The sequence below is a fragment of the Fuscovulum sp. genome, from assembly GCA_035192965.1.
In the GTDB taxonomy this organism is placed as follows: Bacteria; Pseudomonadota; Alphaproteobacteria; order Rhodobacterales; family Rhodobacteraceae; genus Paragemmobacter.
Genome location: CP136571.1, coordinates 3,263,453 through 3,279,385 on the forward strand (window position 1 = coordinate 3,263,453; position 15,933 = coordinate 3,279,385).

Here is a 15,933-nt window from a genome sequence, read left to right on the forward strand (position 1 = left end):
GAACTTTTGTAGCGGATGGGGGAAGGTTTATAGCCCATCCCTCGTGGGGCTGGTCCAGCAACATCGTAGTGTCCAGTCTGAACGTTTATCAACGTGGGGTTTGACCGTTCGCTTCCGTTTGGATCCTTACTTCCAGCTCGTGGGCTTCTGATACGCCAAAGCTTACGAGGCGCCCAAGGATGGTATCGATGCGACTGCGTGATGGGTGGGACTGACTATACAGAGACGGGTCAATGACCGCCGCCGCCTTCAACCATTCGGCGACTTTGCGACCGATACCGAGCTCATTCCACATTGCACCGTCGCCATTCGTTACTTCGAGCCACGTCTCGACTGCGAACAGGAGGAAGTCGAGATGCCGCGCGGTTGGCGCCACGTTCAAAGTGTTCATCGTACAGAGCGCGATGAAGGCTGTCGGGCCGCCTGGCATCAAAGGGCGCACCGTTTGAAGAAGAGGATCAATCCGGTCAAAAACACCGCGAACGAGGTAGCTCTTTGTACCGGAGAACGAATTGTAGAAGTTCATCAGCAGCATGCCGATTGTCGGGCCGGTTTCGATGTCGATCCCAAGGCTTCCCCGGCGACGGTCCCAGGACCAACGGTTAAGCGCGAGTGTCCTCGTTACTAGTCGCTGCCGCAGAGCAACCGCGCGATCTGACGGCCGGTCTGGCTCGTTAAAGTAAGTGACATCGGCGGCGTGAATGAGCGTTTCGGTCACATCGCAGAAGGACCGATCTGGTAGTTCAATGATCGGCTGCAGCATCCACTCAAAACGATCCTGCGGAGTGTCCATCAGTGCTGAGGCAACTAATGAATAGAATTGATCAATCCATGCGTCGGGCGTCTGGCTGACTTCGGCATCAGCGGAAAAACCATGACCGATCAGCTTTGCTGACCAAAGAGCGTAGGTATCGACAATCTCTATATACCAGCTTGGCAAAGCGCAACCTTCGCCTCTGATGAGACTAACCCACTTTGCGAGCCCTTGGCTGTCAACATGAGTGACGGCCTCCTTAGACCGACGCCTGAAAGAGCCATCATCACGGTTGAGCTCGGTGCGTGTACCGTTCGGTGAGATCACCGCAAGGGGTTGGCGCGAGAACGAAGGCTTCTCTTCGGGCAGGTCTGGCCAGTCCGGCTCGGGCCCGCCATCAAGCCAAGTGATCTCCGCAGCGATCGCGTCATTGTTCTGTCTGGCTTTTTCCTTCTCGTAAGCCTGTCTAGTCGACTTGTCCTCATCATAGGGATGCCTACGCCAACGACACGAGGTGAAAGCGATACGCAGCGCGGCTTTGATCAGTTGTGGGTTGACCTCGTGTATGCACTCACGCGCTGCGGTGATCGCAATTGCGGCGGCGTGATCTTGACGAGTGACTGTGCGAAGCAGCTCGTTGCGGTCTGAGACAAGCTGCCGCCGGCGCCAAAGATGGATTAGGGCGCATATGCCCTGCGCTGATCGGTTGAAGTCCAGCCGTTCGTTCGAGCCGTAATGGTCGACATCTTCCGCCAAGGCCGCGGCAATCACTGTTCGAACCCAGTCCTCATGCTCGTCAAGGAGGGCATCGTCGCCGTCCCGCGCAACAAGCATGGCCGTCGAAATCAAGCGCGTCGATCGCGACTTGAGGTAATCTGTATCGCTGTAATCGGGGAGATCGCCGGCGGCATACTCGACGGCCTCGCTTGCCAATTCCGGCGAGCCTTTCGCCAGTTCGCTGATAGCCAGCTGAATTCTCACCTCAATAGTGCTGGAACGCTCATGGGCCTTTCGGCGGGCCTCTAGGCGTTCGAGATGCTCGGCCTCAGCAGGTGGCGACTTGTAAGCGAAGCCGCCTTCGACCTGGACCCAGTTCGTTTGGTCGAGCGTGTTGAGTGAATAGGACCCTATGAAGGCGGGATCGCCGAAGTCCGCTTCGTCGCCATAAGCGCCGGTTGCATTGACTGCCTCAGCCAACAAGGAGCGCACTTTCTGTCCGGGGTCATCCTCGCTGATGTAATAGGGGATTAGTCGCTCAAGCGAGATGGAGCGAGACTGGCGCTTCGCAAGATCGGCGAGCATGACGCGGCCTTTGGGCTCCTTCTGCAGCATCAACGCGCCGCCAAGCCTCTCCAAGGTCAAGCGAGTGCGATCATTGGCAAGCAGGTTGGGGTTAGCCACAAATGGGACTAACGCATCGCGCGTCGCCGGCCAATGCGATAGCAGCACGTCGAGCGCGATCAGCAGAAAAGCGGCACAGCTGCCTTCAGGTCCGAGTATGTCCTTCAGTACCGCGTCAACATCTTCGCCCCTGTCGAGGCGCTCGTGTGACCACGCTTCGAGCGCCATTAGGCCAGAAGACGCAGCGTATTCCCGAGCTTGGCTGGAGCGTGACCAGTAATAGGTCTGCACCCATGGAAAGAAGCGCGGCTTTCCGTCGAATACGATCGTGAAGCCGTCCGTTCCTGCCTTCACGCCATCCGCGTGGGGCTCGACAGCCGCGTCGACGAGTGTACGGATAAGGTCAAGTCCGATCTCGGGGTCTGCGTCGAGCAAGTCAAGAAAAGGTGGCTGCGCAGGCGATACAGGCATGTAGTCAGTATCCGCAAAACCGAACGCGCCGTGGAGAGAGTCTTGCCGGGATTTCCCTCGACGTGACTGTTCAATGAGGCTGGACTTGATAAGCGCCGCCAGCTCATTCGGAGCGACGCTGACCAAGGTTTTGCTGAAGTGCCGAATTGCCTTGACCTTGTAGTGATCGTCCTCTTTCGCGATCGCTGTCAAATAGGCCTTCGTGGCATCCGGCGCATGTGGCGCGACGAGAAGTGCCATGTTTCGAAGGTCTTCAATCATCGACGTGCGTGCCTGGCGTTCTTGCCATGGCGCAGCCCCGGCGCCTGGGATCGTGATCGTGGCTTCACGCAAGTTCAACTGCATCAACCAATCAAAGAGCATCTTCGCCGTAGGCTGCGCGAGCTCGCGAACGCCCATAATCATGAGAGTCTGGACTTCAGCGAGCTTCACGACAGCGCTGATCGCTTGCATTGGAATTTCGCTGGCATGCACCGCGCACCACGTGAGAACAGTTGGCGCAGATAAGGTCGTAGCGATGCGCAGGGAGCCTGGTGCCTCGAACGGAAGTTCAACGCCTTTCGCGGCAATCTGTTTGAAGACAGATGCCGCCGATATCGTTTCGGTTGCGACGATGGCGGTACATATCTCGACGAGCAACGCGCCCCCGTCTGCAAGCAAAGCAGCGCTGCAGCGGTTCAGAAGTTGCGACGACAGCTCGGACCGAACGATCGCCATGAGCGCTTGGCGGCGCCAAGCATCATGAGCGCCTGGTCGCGACAGAGCGCCAAGGAGGGTCATCCAATTCGAGCCATCCTGTCCCTGTTCGAGCGTGAAGCGGCCAGCAAATTCGATACCACGCGCTACCCGCGGCGATGGTGGCACGGAAAGATCGACGCCGTCGAGCAACGTCATACCTTCGTTGAGGCGCGCGCCTATCGCCCAGTCGCGCAGCACGTCATGGTAGAAGCTGAGACGGTCGCGTTTGGGTTCGGACAGGGTAAGGCTACGCATTAGATGAGCTCGTGCCGGTGTGTCCGTCGACGCCTCTACTAGGTCCTGTCCTGCCAGCGCCGCTTCTGCTAGCTGGGCCAAGAGCCGTTGCGCCGGGCGGACATCATCTGGCTTTGCACCATCGGCACTCTTCCACCATCGGTCGGCGAGCGCCGCTTCAGTACGGATGTTGGCCGAGCTCGGGACCTTGAGCAATTGTGCCAACCGATAGAGATTGCGCGCAATGCTCGCGGCCGGATGATCCCGCGACAGCAGAGCGCGCAATTCCGGGGCGGCAGTGCTCAGAGCTTCAACCTCGTCGTCGTTCAGCTCGTCTACGACCACTTGGCAAGGCGTACCCAACTTAGCGAGCGCGTCTTGTGCGACCCAGTCAGTGTCTTCGACGCCGACATCGGGCCGCTTGGACACGACTACTGAGAAGCTTGGGACATCCGCAATCTCGCGCAGCAAGTCATTCACCGTGCGGCGGCGCTCGTCGGACGTGAACATCTCGAGGCCGTCGATGAACATGATCCCGCCGCCACTTGCCGCGAGGTCCCACAAGAAACTCTTAGCGGTCCCACGCATATCGAGACGTTGCGCAAGCGCTGACCATCCCCCGTCTGGCGTGCCTACGGGATCAAGGACGATGACATGGCCCTCACGGCCTATCCGCTCAGCAAGATGTCTCAGGACCCAGGACTTGCCGACGCCCGGTTTACCAGTGATCTCGATGAAGCGATGGACGTCGCGCGCTTTCTCGAGATCGGCAAGCGCGCCGAGGCGGGGAAGATTGACGCCGCCGACAGTGGTCCCGATCTCCATGAGTGCGTGGCGCGACATCTCCGCCAGCTTGGCGCGGGCGAGCGAGAAATTTTGATCGCCGGCTAGGTGGAAGCCACGTGTCGTTAACCTCTCGATGAGCGATTGGCGCGTGACAGAGCCACCGGCCTTACCGGTCTCGATGACGATTTCGATGAGATTGCCCCAAAGAGCCTCGGCACGTGTAGCGTCGTCCGGCGCGAGGACCTGACGGGCCAGTGTCAGGGCATGGACCTTCGCCTCCGGTGCAGCAGACTCGAAATCGAACTCGAGGATCATGAACCTGCGGATTATGGCCCAGACGGCTTCGTCCTCGTCCGCCACTCCGTGAGCCACAAGATTGCTGCGGAACGCTTTGGCGAAACTGCGCATCTCCTCGCTGGCAACACCTGGGAGGGCTAACCGAGCGAAGAATTTAACGCCGCTTTCCGCTCTATACGCCCATTCGAGCACGTCCTGATAGGGGCCAGAGATAGAATAGCTGGTTCGCTGGGTAGCAACCGCTAGTAAATGGCGGTCCGTCGGCTTCTGAGCGGGGTTGCTGCGCACGATCTGTTCGCAAACGCCCTTAAAGATAGGGTCTTTGGGCGAAAAGCGGATTGTGCGTTTCGACTGGATCTCGAGAAGCGCAGTGCCTTTGTCCGAAACACCATGCACGATTAGGTCGTCGAGGGCATAGCCTTCGTTGTCGCCCTGAAGCTGCACCCGCTCGATCATGGCGTTGGGGAGGCCGCGCGCGTCGCTGCCAGCGAGCATCTGCAGGAGATAATAGGCGCCAAGCTGGCCCTCAATATAAGTGCCGGCGCCCCCGCGCCCGACCGGACTGGAGCCTTTCTGTTCGGAACTCGTGCTTTCCTCGGGGGAAGGGCTCATCGCTTCGGTCGTCTTCAAATCAATCCTGCAGTTGATCTACGCGATAGCGTAAATATCGAACAATTTCGATTGTTTTCTAAGTTATGTCTTCTTGGTTTCTCAGAGGAAGTAACCGCGGTCTTTTGAATTGCGCCCCGTCAGCAACGCAAATTTTCGATGTGCGGGAGCTCAGGAATCCGCCTGTTATGCTAATCCTGCTGGCCTGAGCTTCGGGCCGAAGTCCGCATTCCGAGTAGATCGGATAGCCCCTCGCGACCGCGGCGAATGTCCGCTATCCGCCCTTTTCTGCTAAGAGGGTGTTGATTTCCATTGAGAAGTGACCCGGGTTGTCCATTTAGAATTGACCCAGGTGAACGCCCATTCTCAGCGATGCTAAGTTGACCGCGGCGCTACTCGACCGGCTCATGCGCCGATGCCGCATTCTAGAGTCTTGCAATGACAGCCTCTGCCCTGTTACCAATTTTGACTTGCTGCGCCTCCGCTTCGAACTTCAAGAGCGTGTTCGCCACGTCAGAGGCGACTTCCCAATGCGGGTTATGACCCACTCCAGTTAGGTTCAGCCTTTGCGCTTTCGGCAGGGCGGATGCGAGGGCTATCTGGTGGCTCTCAGGAAAGAGAGGGTCGGCATCTCCTCCGATAACCAAGGAGGATACACCCACCTGCCTTGCCGCTTCTCGAAGGTCTGCCACTTGCAACATGCCTAGACATGACGCCCAATCCTCGGGTCGCATATCCACGCACGACCTGCGGAGCGGTTGGAGGAACGCCTCTGGCACCGGGCGCTGGCAGGCATACCAGTCGTCAATGAAGGGGTGATCGATCGGTAGCGGATGTGGCAAGGCGGAGAACTGCGCCCTGACCTGCGCAAGGGCGGCGCTTGCCGGTGCGAGGCTGCCGGACAGGGTGACGAGGGACGACACCGAAAGACATGCGCGCGCTGTCAGGAGCACCGCGATGAGCGCTCCCATAGAGTGTCCTACAACAGTGGCTTGCTCGAGTCTCAGCTCGGTAGCCATTACCTCAAGGTCGCGACAGAAATCATCAAAGCCGCTGATGGATGTGCGGGCGGATTGCCCATGCCCCCGCAAGTCAGGGATCACCACATGCCGACCCTTCAGGTAGGGGAGGATCAGGCGGTAGCTGTGCGCGCAATCGGTAAAGCCGTGAAGCAAGAGAATTGGCGGGCCAATACCTGACTGTTCGTGAATATTCAGCCAACCCCCGCCCGGCAGAAGTATCCGCCGTGCGGGGGGCATAACAGCGAGTTCCGTCACAGACCAAGTGCGGCCTTCACCGCTTCAGCCCCTGGTGCACCGTCCCGCGTGGTAACGCCGTCGAGCCAGCCATCTATCACTTGAGGGCGTGCAATCAGGATCTCACGACCAGCTTCCACGGGACTCATGCCGTCGTTGATCAGGTAGCCCATGCCTTCATTCTCAAACTCGATCTCGAATTTCAGGTTCTGCAGGAACCGGCCTACATTCGGGCATTCGGCCAGGTAGCCCTTGCGCACTTGGGTGCTGACAGTAGCGGCACCGAAGTTTGGTCCATAATGAGCGTCACCACCGGTCAAGTAGACAAGGTCGAAGGCGGCGTTCATTGGGTGCGGAGCCCAGGCCTGGAAGACGACGAACTCTTCGCGGTCCACCTTCCGGCGAACCTCAAGGAGCATCGCCGTTTCCGAGCTTTCCACCACGTCCCAACCGTCCAATGCAAAAGCAGGATCAGCGATCACGTCGAACATCAGTTGGTTCGAACCGGGCTCGATTCCATGCAGCTCCTTGCCGAACTCATCTGCGAACTTCGCAAGGTCCTTGAAGTCTCGGACACCTGCTTCGGCCACATAAGAGGGAACGGCGAAGGTGTATTTCGCATCTGGGAGGTTTACGCCGACACGTTCGACCGAACCTTCCGCCTCATAGGGGGTGGCATAGGTCTGCATCGCTGGGTCCCAATAGCCGAGGAAGACATCAAGCTCGTTCTCCTTCAGCGATTGATAGATCACCTCAATGCCGAGGAGGTCGGATTTCACCTCATATCCCAGGGCCTGCAGAACAACTGAGGCCGCGCCGGTTGTCAGTGCCAGATCGTTCCAGCCCGGTTCCGCCAGACGGACCGTGGCACAGCTTTCGGGTTCGGCGGCATGGGTGGCACTGGCAAGGCAAACAAGCAGGCTGGTGGTGGTCATCAGGCGAAGCATTGGGCGTCTCCCTTTGGGTTTGACTGAACGGTTTCATTATTGACCGATGGGACAATATAGAATCCAGAAAGTCAAACCTTGAGTTTTTCCGCCGGATGTTTGACCTGTTGGAAAAGGAGTTTTCCATTGGCCCTGAGATCGATCAGCGACATCCGGCGACAGGAATTGCGTGCGGCGGCGTTTCGCGTGCTCCAACGCGAGGGCGTGCAGGGCACCACCCTGGAGAAAGTGGCCGAGGAAGCCGGTGCATCGAAGGGGATCGTGCTGCATTACTTCGGCTCCAAGGCCGAGTTGTTCGAGCATGTGATGCGCGAGGCCAATCTGGTGCTGCGGGACCGAGTGAATGCTCGTTTGGCCCGTGCGACTACACCGCAGGAGAGGTTGGTCGCAATTATCGAGGGGAATTTTGAGCCGGACATCTTCACGCCCGCGATTTGCTACGCTTGGCTCTCGCTTTGCGCGCAGGTGCCGCGCGACCCAGCGCTGGCGCGCATCCAGCGCGTGATCCACGCGCGCATGCATTCCAACTTGATGTCCGGCCTGCGCCCTCTGATGCCCGTGGTCGAAGCTCAGCAATCAGCGCTTCGTATCAGCGCGCTGATTGACGGACTGTGGCTTAGGTCAGGACTGGATCCGTTGTCTCTCACGCCGGTTCAGGCGATCCGACTTGTCTGCGATGCGCTGCCTGCGTGAAGGATTGGGCGAGATAGCCGTTTCCGGTTGCAGAGTCCGCAGTTTACTGAATGCGAAGCGAGCAGGTCAAAGCGGCAATAGCGGATTGTCACTGCGATCCTTACCGTTTCGGTGCTGCATTAATGTCTACAGACCTCTCATCGTGACGAAAGAGGGTAATCCGCGGGCCATAGCCATGGCACCACCCTGCACTTTCACAATGCGGCGATCGAAGCCACCTCTCGGAACTCAGCCTTAGGACAGTACGTCTTCCGGGTTTTGGTATCATTCGTTTGGAAGTGAATCCGCCTAAAGGTAAGATGTAATCGCCGGTGGTTCACCAAATTTGTCATTCGCACCGTCGAACCATATTAATTCCAATCCCGCGAACACCTCAGGCGAAAGGTCCAGCGCGGCCACCATCACCGCAACGCCGTCGGGCGTCTCGCCATGGGTCTTGACCCCACAGACCGCACAGAAGCAATGCGCAATCCGCTCCTGCCCAAAGCGATAGCGCGACATCACCGCCTCACCGGACAGGACATGGAACCCGGCTCGAGGCGTGAACATCAGCCATGTCCGCGTCTTCGTGCAGATCGAGCAATTGCAGCGATAACTTGGTGCCGTCAGATCCAAGTCCGCTTCGAACCGGATCGCTCCGCAATGACAGCCCCCCTCATGCTTTGCCATGTTCATGCCAATGCCCCTTCAACTGCTGTTCCGAACCGATCAAGGAACGTGGCCCAACCCTTAAGATGATCGGCTTTTTGCTCCTCATCGGCCAGCCCTGCATGGGTAAAGCTCAACCGTGTGCCGCTTCCCTCGGGATCGAAACGGATGGTGATCTCCGTGCGCGGCCCGCGCGTTCCGCTCGAAACCCAGTGAAAACTGAACCGCAAGAGTGATGGCTCGGTGATCTCCAACATCTCACCGGCCATGACAATCTCGACGTCGCGGACGGAACGCAAAGCAATGCGCCAATTGGCCCCGATCTGCATTGGCCAGGCCACCTCGGTCGCCTTGAAATCATGACCTTCACGGCAGCGCGGACCGAACCATTGCTTCATAGTTACGGGGTCCTTCCACAGAGCAAAACACTGCTCAGGCGTTGGCCGTAGGCTGCGGATGATCTCAAGTGTCACGGTCATCAGATGCTTCCATGTCATGCAGTGCTTCGGCGAAATCGACAAAGCTGTCGATCGTGCCCGTCCAGAAACGCTCATACTCCGCCAGCCAGTCCGCCATGGACCGCAACCCCTTCGGCTCCAGCCGACAGGGTCGAGTCGTGCCGATCCGCCCTCGTGTGATCAGCCCCGCACGTTCCAGCATCTTCAGATGTGAGGAAATCGTCGGCTGGGACAGATCGAATTGATCCACCAGTTGCGATACTGTGGCCTCCCCTCTTGAAAGGCGCGAGAGGATCGCCCGCCGCGTTGGGTCGGCAAGGGCAGAGAAGGATGAGGTGAGACTGTCCATGTGCATCGAATATCATCTATATAGATTGCAGTAAATATACAAGCTCAACAGGCTTGGATGTGTCTAGGGGGGCTTTCACGGTCGACTTGATTAGTTGACGGGCTGTCTTACCGCTCGAAAGCAAGTGGCTTTCGCGCCTGCAGCGAATGACCGCTTTCCGCCCAAAGCCGCCCCACGGCCCCCTCACAACTCCCCCCGCTCCGCCCTACTGAGGAACCCCACGATGGTCTTCGCCTGCGCAAGGTCCTCCTCAAGGATCCGGCGCATCTTGGGGTCGGTCTCATTTGCCAACATGTCCTGTAGTTCCTCGATCTCCGCCTCAAACTCAGCCTTGCGGGCCATGCAGTCGTCCCAGAAGACCTTCTCTTCCTTGGTGGAGGGTCCAATCACGCGGGCCGTGCCGCGACGGACGTCGATGGGGATGTGATCGGGATGGGGAAGCGGGTCGGGCAGATGAGTGATGCCCAGGACACGGCGACGTTCCAACTCACGGTCCCATTCGATCTTGTAGGTCATGGCCGCATCCAGCCATCGATCATTCAGATCGCGGTTCGCAGTTTCCACGGAGGACAAGAGCTCCGCGAACAGCCGCTGTGAGCGGTGCTGGCCCTTGACGGCGTTGACAGCCAACGACCGCAGGACCGCCCGCGCGATGGGCACGCTGACATTGCGTTCGCCATCCCGGACGGTGATCGTGCGATAGGCTTCCTCCAGAATGATCGACTTCATCCGCTCTTCATTCAGGGCAGGCAGCTTGTTCTTGGCCCCCTTGGGACGGCCGCGCGGATTGCCGGACTTGCCCTTCTGGAAGCGTGTGACCTCAGGGGGCTTGGCATAGCCCACCTCATAGCCCGGCCGGGCGGCCAAAGGGCCAAGGCTCTTGCCGGGACCGCGCTTGGTCATTCCGCCGCCGCCGCCGGCGCCGCTGTCGCCACTTCTGCCGCCCGCGGCCAACCACAGACGATCTGCTCGGCATCATCCTTGGTGACGATTTCCCCGCGGGTCAGAATGCGATCACAGTAGATCGGGTCCAGTTCCACCAAGCGTGCCTTGCGGCCCGTCTTCTCGGCCGCAATGAGCGTGGACCCTGATCCGCCGAATGTGTCGAGCACAATCTCGCCGCGCGCAGAGACATCCTTGATGGCGTCCGCAATCATCTGCACCGGCTTCACGGTGGGATGCAGCTGCAACTCTTCCATGCGGCCCTTCCGCATGGTGTTCACACCCCGGTAGTTCCAGACATTGGTGCGGTAGCGCCCATGCTGGCCCAGCTCAAAGCTGTTCACATGCGGGGCGGTGCCCTTCTTGAAGGCGAAGATCAACTCATGACGGGAGCGGTAGAAAGTGCCCATCCCACCATTGTCCTTGGCCCAGACGATCAGGTTCTTCAGCTCGTCATAGACCGCATGTCCTGCCGCCAGCACCTCGCGCATGTGGCGCCAGTCCATGCAGAGGAAGTGGATCGAGCCGTCCATGCTGTGATCCGCCAGGTTCCGGAAGGCGTCAGTCAGGAAGGTGGTGAACTCACTCTCCGTCATCTCGCCCGAGGCCATGGCAAACTCGCGGTGCTTGGTCCGGCCTGACCCGCCGACATGACCGTCGATCTTCACATTGTAGGGCGGATCACAAAACACCATCCGGGCCACATCCCCCTTCATCAGAAGGGCAAGGACCTCCGCGTCCAGCGCATCGCCGCAAACAAGCCGATGCGGACCAAGCTGCCAGACATCGCCCGGATGCACCCGACGCGGCGCGATGTCCGGCACGACGTCATCCTCCGGGTCACCCGCTTCCTCCGGCGCAATTCCCTCGATCAGGCTGTCGATCTCTGCCACCTCAAAGCCGATGACGCCGATATCGAAGCCCAGATCCTCGGTCGCCAGAAGGCCCTTCAACTCTTCCGCTAATATCCCATCATCCCAGCCCGCGTTCAGTGCCAGCTTGTTGTCGGCAATCACATAGGCCCGCTTCTCGGCCTGGGTCATGTGCTCGATGCGCAGACAAGGCACCGTGGCCATTCCCAACATCTTCGCCGCCTCCACCCGGCCATGACCGGCGAGGATCGTGTTCGCCTGATCTATCAGGACGGGGTTCGTGAAGCCGAAGGTCTCGATCGACTGCGCGATCTGGCGCAGCTGCTTTTTCGAATGGGTTCGCGCATTGCGCTCCCAGGGCCGCAGCGCAGTCGGCGGGATCTGTTCGATATGCTGGGCCATGGGCGGTGTCCTTTGCAGGAAGGCGGATGGGGTTGGCGAAGCGTCCAGTATCGTAAGATATACCTTACGCTGGCGCTCTGGTCAATCCTGCCTTATGCTGGCGTCAGCCAGATCAGACGGAGTGCCCCACCATGAGCTTTGGCGAACGCCTTTTTGATCTCAGACAGAATGCAAAGGTCTCGTTGCAGAACGTGGCCGATGCCATCGGCATATCGAAGGCGCATATCTGGGAGTTGGAGAAGGGTCACTCGACCAATCCCTCGTTTGAACTGGTCCAGAAGTTGGCCAAGTACTTCGGCGTGACGCCGGAGGTGTTGATCGGTGAGGTTGAGGTCCCGTCACCGAAGCTGCAGAAGGCCAATCGCATCCACCGCGATCTTAAGACGCTGAGCGAGCGAGACCTTGAACTGATCGAAGGCATGGTGCGGACATTACAACGTCAATCCGGCACCGCGTCGGAGGAGGAGCCGCGCTGAAGCTGGACCGGGTTGATCTTGCGGATATCCACGCCCCTCACGCTCTGGTGCGGGCGCTGCATGGATTGATCGGCCAGATCGATGGACCCGTACCGGTCGCAGAGGTGGCGCGGGCCCTCGATATTGTAGACGTCCGCGAATGCCCGCTGGATGGCTGCGAGGGCGTGCTGTTGACCGATCGCCGAAGGAAGACTGGCAGCATCTTGGTCAACAACCGGCGTGGCGCGCAGGCCGCGCGGTTCAGCATTGCCCATGAGTTGGGGCACTTCCTGCTGGAGCGCCATGTGCTGGGCATCGAGGACAGGATGGTCTGCAGCGTCAGCGATCTGCGGGAGAGCCGGACGATGCGGCTGCACAACAAGCAGGAGGTCGAGGCAAACGAGTTTGCCATTGGTCTTCTGGTCCCAAGCTATGCAGCAGCCCCGACGCTCAACGCCGATCCTGAGATCGAAGCTGCCATTCAGATGCAAAAGCGGTTCCACATCAGCCTGGAGGCGGCCACGCGCTGCCTCGTGGAGCGGCACGCTGAACCCGTTGCGGCGATCTGGGCCAAGGATGGAGTCATCCGCTACGTCGTGCGGGGGTCGCGGTTTCCATGGATCACCTGGAAGGCGGGGCAGCGCCTGCCAGCCCTGAGCCGAACGCCGCGATTTCTGGCGGCCGGGCGCTTGGGGATCACTGCGATGGGTGAAGTGGCCCCCGCGGCTTGGACGCATGATAACATTCCGGAACTCTTCGAACAGGTGCGCATCGGCAAGGAAGGGCACAGCCTGACCTTCTTGTGGGCGACGCTGTCCGATGCAGAGGGTGAGGAAGAATGAGCTCGATCGCGCCCGTTCATGCGACAGGCGACTGGACTTCGGCGCGGGAACGAGCGTTGGTCTGACCCAAGCCCGGTCGATCCCGGGCTCTGCCAGGTACGGGGGAACGCATCACGCGACGCCCCCAGTAGCCTAGGGAGAGCCCCGATGACAAAGACACGGAACCGGAAGTCGGCGAACGACAGCATTCCGGACGCCACACAGCAGGATAGCGTGACCGCATCAACCAATACCGTTGTGCCACGCCAGACAAAGGCGGCACTTTTGCGCGCTCTGTTGGAAGCGCCGGGCGGTGCAAGCCTCACCCACATCATGGCGGAGACTGGCTGGCAGGCCCACACCGTCCGCGCCGCGCTCACAGGCTTGCGCAAGAAGGGACTGCACATCGCCAGACGCCGCGAGGGAGACGACGCCATCTACGCGATTGATGCCTCTGGGCAGGGCACACCGGACATTTCCAGCCAAGGTGATGGCGTATGACCACGCTCGCAGATCTTGACGCGATGGACCGGGCCGCACTTGCCCAGCTTTGGTCAGAGCTGATCGGCGGCGAGGTCCCGGCCTGCATGAGCCAGCCCATGCAGCGCCGCTTCCTCGCGTTTGAGCTGCAAGCCAAGTCGGAGGGTGGTTTGCCCGCCGTTCTCCGCGCACGGCTTGACCGCATCGCCGCAGGCGAAGAACGCAAAGCCTCACCCACACTGCAGTCGGGTGCCCGGCTGCTGCGTGAGTGGAACGGCACGACCCATGTCGTCGATGTCCTGCCTGAGGGGTTTCTTTGGAACGGCAGCCAGCATCGCTCGCTCTCTGCCATTGCCCGCGCCATCACCGGTGCCCGCTGGTCGGGACCGAGGTTCTTTGGCCTCGTCGGTGGGGCAGAGGGGGATGATCGCAAGCCAGCGAAGGGCAAGGTGAACACGACGAAGGTGCGGGGGATCGAGGGCCAGCGCAGGGCGCGTGCGGCATGACCCACAAGCCCATCATCCGCTGCGCGATCTACACCCGCAAATCCAGCGACGAGGGTTTGGATCAATCCTTCAATTCCCTCGATGCCCAGCATGAAGCCTGTGCTGCCTACATCGCCAGTCAACGCCATGAAGGCTGGAAGCTGGTCCCCGACCGCTTTGATGATGGCGGTCTGTCCGGGGGCACGCTGGAGCGGCCCGCCTTGCAACGCCTTCTGGCCGAGATCGACGCCGGGCGCATCGGAATGGTCGTGGTCTACAAGATCGACCGCCTGACCCGGTCGCTTGCCGACTTCGGGCGGCTGGTCGAGCGGCTGGACACCAAAGGCTGTTCTTTTGTCTCGGTCACCCAAGCTTTCAACACCGCGACCTCGATGGGTCGCCTGACCTTGAACGTGCTGTTGTCCTTCGCTCAGTTCGAACGCGAGGTTACCGCAGAGCGCATCCGCGACAAGATCGCCGCCTCCAAGAAGAAGGGTCTCTGGATGGGAGGCACTTTGCCGCTAGGATATGACAGCCACCCTGATCCACAGCGCCGGGAACTGGTTGTGAACTCTATCGAGGCCGAAGCGGTCCTCCAGCTGTTCACCCTTTACGACACGCTCGGCAATCTGCGGCTGGTCGAACTTGAGGCCGCGCGCCGCGGTCTGCGGTCGAAGGCGCTGGCATCTCCATCAAGTCGCCGCAGTGGTGGGTTTGCCTTCACCCGCGGACAGTTACACTACTTGCTCACCAACCCCGTCTATATCGGACGCATCCGGCACAAGGATCAGAGCTACCCCGGCCTGCATCCGGCGATCATCGACGCGGGTCTCTGGGAGCGGGTGCAGGCCAAGCTAATCGCTGCCGCGGCGCGGCCGCGGGGACGCAGCGCCACGGCAATCGAACCCAGGGTCCTGATTGGCAAGCTATGCGACGAGACCGGCGATCATCTGACGCCAACACACACCAAGCGTCGTGGACGGCGCTTTGCCTATTATGTCTCCAACCGGCTGATCACGAGCGGCACAGATCCCGCGGGTTGGCGTCTGCCTGCAGAGGCGCTGGAGGCCTGCATCTGCCAGATCATCACTGGGCATCTGCGCAAGGCCGCTGCTAGCTATGCCCTTCTGACCCAACCCGAGGCAAGCGGTGCAGCTGACCTCGGTCGTCGCGCAACGGCGCTGGCGGATCGCGTGGAAAGTGATGCGGTACTCCTCAGCAGCATCCTCTCATCTGGAAGACTGGCACCGGGTAAGCTGGAGCTTGAACTCGCGCCTGGCGTGATGGCTGCGGCGCTTTCGGTGCCGGTCGCTGCGCTCTCAGACCGGCTTCTCCGGTTCAGCTGCCCCTTCGCCCTGCGGCGCCGGGGCGTGGAGACCCGTATCATCACGGGCGAGATCCTCCCCGCACCGGATGAGGTTTTGCAGCGCACTCTCGCGGAGGCCCATCTCTGGGCGGGCGCCTTGCGCAAAGGAACGTCCCTCACCGAGATCGCGCGCGAGACCGGGCATTCTGAGCCCTATATCCGTACCCGCATTCCGCTGGCCTTCTTGGCGCCGAAGGTTCAGGCCGCCATCCTCGACGGGCGTCAGCCTGCCGATGTTTCCGTCGCACAGCTCATTCGGGACGGCATCCCGATGGACTGGAACGAGCAAGCCCGGCTCTTCGCCATCGCCTGATCCAAGATTCAGGCCTTCCCTGTTCGTCCAAATTTTTTCCCTGTTCTGCGGGATTTATTTCCCTGATCGGCCGATTTAATTTCCCTGTTCTTGTAGAACAGGGAATTCGGCCGTAACCCACAGAAAACGCGCGAGGATTCAGGGCGAAAAGTCACCAAAATGGCCCCAGGAAATGGATATTCCCTGTTTATTCCCTGTATTTGGCGTGGGGGCAAA

At 60.0% G+C, this 15,933-nt stretch carries 14 protein-coding genes; 6 read left to right on the forward strand and 8 right to left on the reverse strand.

Annotated features, from left to right (window positions below):
• Positions 1-88: 88 nt before the first annotated feature.
• From RSE12_15925 to choX, 3 genes are all read right to left on the reverse strand, one after another.
• Positions 89-5,251, reverse strand: coding sequence for a hypothetical protein (locus tag RSE12_15925; protein ID WRH61842.1), 5,163 nt, complete (start codon positions 5,249-5,251; stop codon positions 89-91).
• Positions 5,252-5,655: 404 nt separating this feature from the next.
• Positions 5,656-6,405: an alpha/beta hydrolase gene (locus RSE12_15930; GenBank protein ID WRH61843.1), complete on the reverse strand. Its 750-nt coding sequence runs from the start codon at positions 6,403-6,405 to the stop codon at positions 5,656-5,658.
• Between the two features lie 98 nt (positions 6,406-6,503).
• Positions 6,504-7,433, reverse strand: coding sequence for a choline ABC transporter substrate-binding protein (gene choX / locus RSE12_15935; GenBank protein WRH61844.1), 930 nt, complete (start codon positions 7,431-7,433; stop codon positions 6,504-6,506).
• Positions 7,434-7,559: 126 nt separating this feature from the next.
• On the opposite strand from choX, the gene betI reads away from it, so the two are divergent.
• Positions 7,560-8,126 carry a transcriptional regulator BetI gene (betI, locus tag RSE12_15940; protein WRH61845.1) on the forward strand — a complete coding sequence of 189 codons (567 nt, stop codon included), beginning with the start codon at positions 7,560-7,562 and terminating at the stop codon, positions 8,124-8,126.
• Between the two features lie 288 nt (positions 8,127-8,414).
• Here the strand turns inward: betI and RSE12_15945 are convergent, their stop codons facing one another.
• The 5 genes from RSE12_15945 to RSE12_15965 all read right to left on the reverse strand — a co-directional run bounded on the left by RSE12_15945 (position 8,415) and on the right by RSE12_15965 (position 11,797).
• The gene (locus RSE12_15945; GenBank protein ID WRH61846.1) at positions 8,415-8,801 is read right to left on the reverse strand and encodes a GFA family protein; all 387 of its coding nucleotides are present in this window, start codon (positions 8,799-8,801) and stop codon (positions 8,415-8,417) included.
• A complete protein-coding gene (locus RSE12_15950) occupies positions 8,798-9,253 on the reverse strand; it encodes an SRPBCC domain-containing protein (GenBank protein WRH61847.1) in 456 nt (151 codons plus the stop codon). The genes RSE12_15945 and RSE12_15950 overlap by 4 nt, the downstream gene beginning before the upstream one ends.
• Positions 9,237-9,581, reverse strand: coding sequence for a metalloregulator ArsR/SmtB family transcription factor (locus RSE12_15955; protein WRH61848.1), 345 nt, complete (start codon positions 9,579-9,581; stop codon positions 9,237-9,239). The genes RSE12_15950 and RSE12_15955 overlap by 17 nt, the downstream gene beginning before the upstream one ends.
• Before the next feature lie 183 nt (positions 9,582-9,764).
• Positions 9,765-10,484 carry a DUF5681 domain-containing protein gene (locus tag RSE12_15960; protein ID WRH61849.1) on the reverse strand — a complete coding sequence of 240 codons (720 nt, stop codon included), beginning with the start codon at positions 10,482-10,484 and terminating at the stop codon, positions 9,765-9,767.
• Positions 10,481-11,797 carry a DNA methyltransferase gene (locus tag RSE12_15965; protein ID WRH61850.1) on the reverse strand — a complete coding sequence of 439 codons (1,317 nt, stop codon included), beginning with the start codon at positions 11,795-11,797 and terminating at the stop codon, positions 10,481-10,483. The genes RSE12_15960 and RSE12_15965 overlap by 4 nt, the downstream gene beginning before the upstream one ends.
• Before the next feature lie 131 nt (positions 11,798-11,928).
• On the opposite strand from RSE12_15965, the gene RSE12_15970 reads away from it, so the two are divergent.
• The 5 genes from RSE12_15970 to RSE12_15990 all read left to right on the forward strand — a co-directional run bounded on the left by RSE12_15970 (position 11,929) and on the right by RSE12_15990 (position 15,717).
• Positions 11,929-12,273: a helix-turn-helix transcriptional regulator gene (locus tag RSE12_15970; protein ID WRH61851.1), complete on the forward strand. Its 345-nt coding sequence runs from the start codon at positions 11,929-11,931 to the stop codon at positions 12,271-12,273.
• Between the two features lie 65 nt (positions 12,274-12,338).
• Positions 12,339-13,094: an ImmA/IrrE family metallo-endopeptidase gene (locus RSE12_15975; protein ID WRH61852.1), complete on the forward strand. Its 756-nt coding sequence runs from the start codon at positions 12,339-12,341 to the stop codon at positions 13,092-13,094.
• 147 nt (positions 13,095-13,241) lie between these two features.
• A complete protein-coding gene (locus tag RSE12_15980) occupies positions 13,242-13,574 on the forward strand; it encodes a DUF3489 domain-containing protein (GenBank protein ID WRH61853.1) in 333 nt (110 codons plus the stop codon).
• Positions 13,571-14,059: a DUF2924 domain-containing protein gene (locus RSE12_15985; protein WRH61854.1), complete on the forward strand. Its 489-nt coding sequence runs from the start codon at positions 13,571-13,573 to the stop codon at positions 14,057-14,059. Before RSE12_15980 ends, RSE12_15985 begins: the two co-directional genes overlap by 4 nt.
• Entirely contained in the window at positions 14,056-15,717 is a 1,662-nt protein-coding gene (locus tag RSE12_15990) for a recombinase family protein (protein WRH61855.1), read from the forward strand. Before RSE12_15985 ends, RSE12_15990 begins: the two co-directional genes overlap by 4 nt.
• The last annotated feature ends 216 nt before the right edge of the window (positions 15,718-15,933 follow it).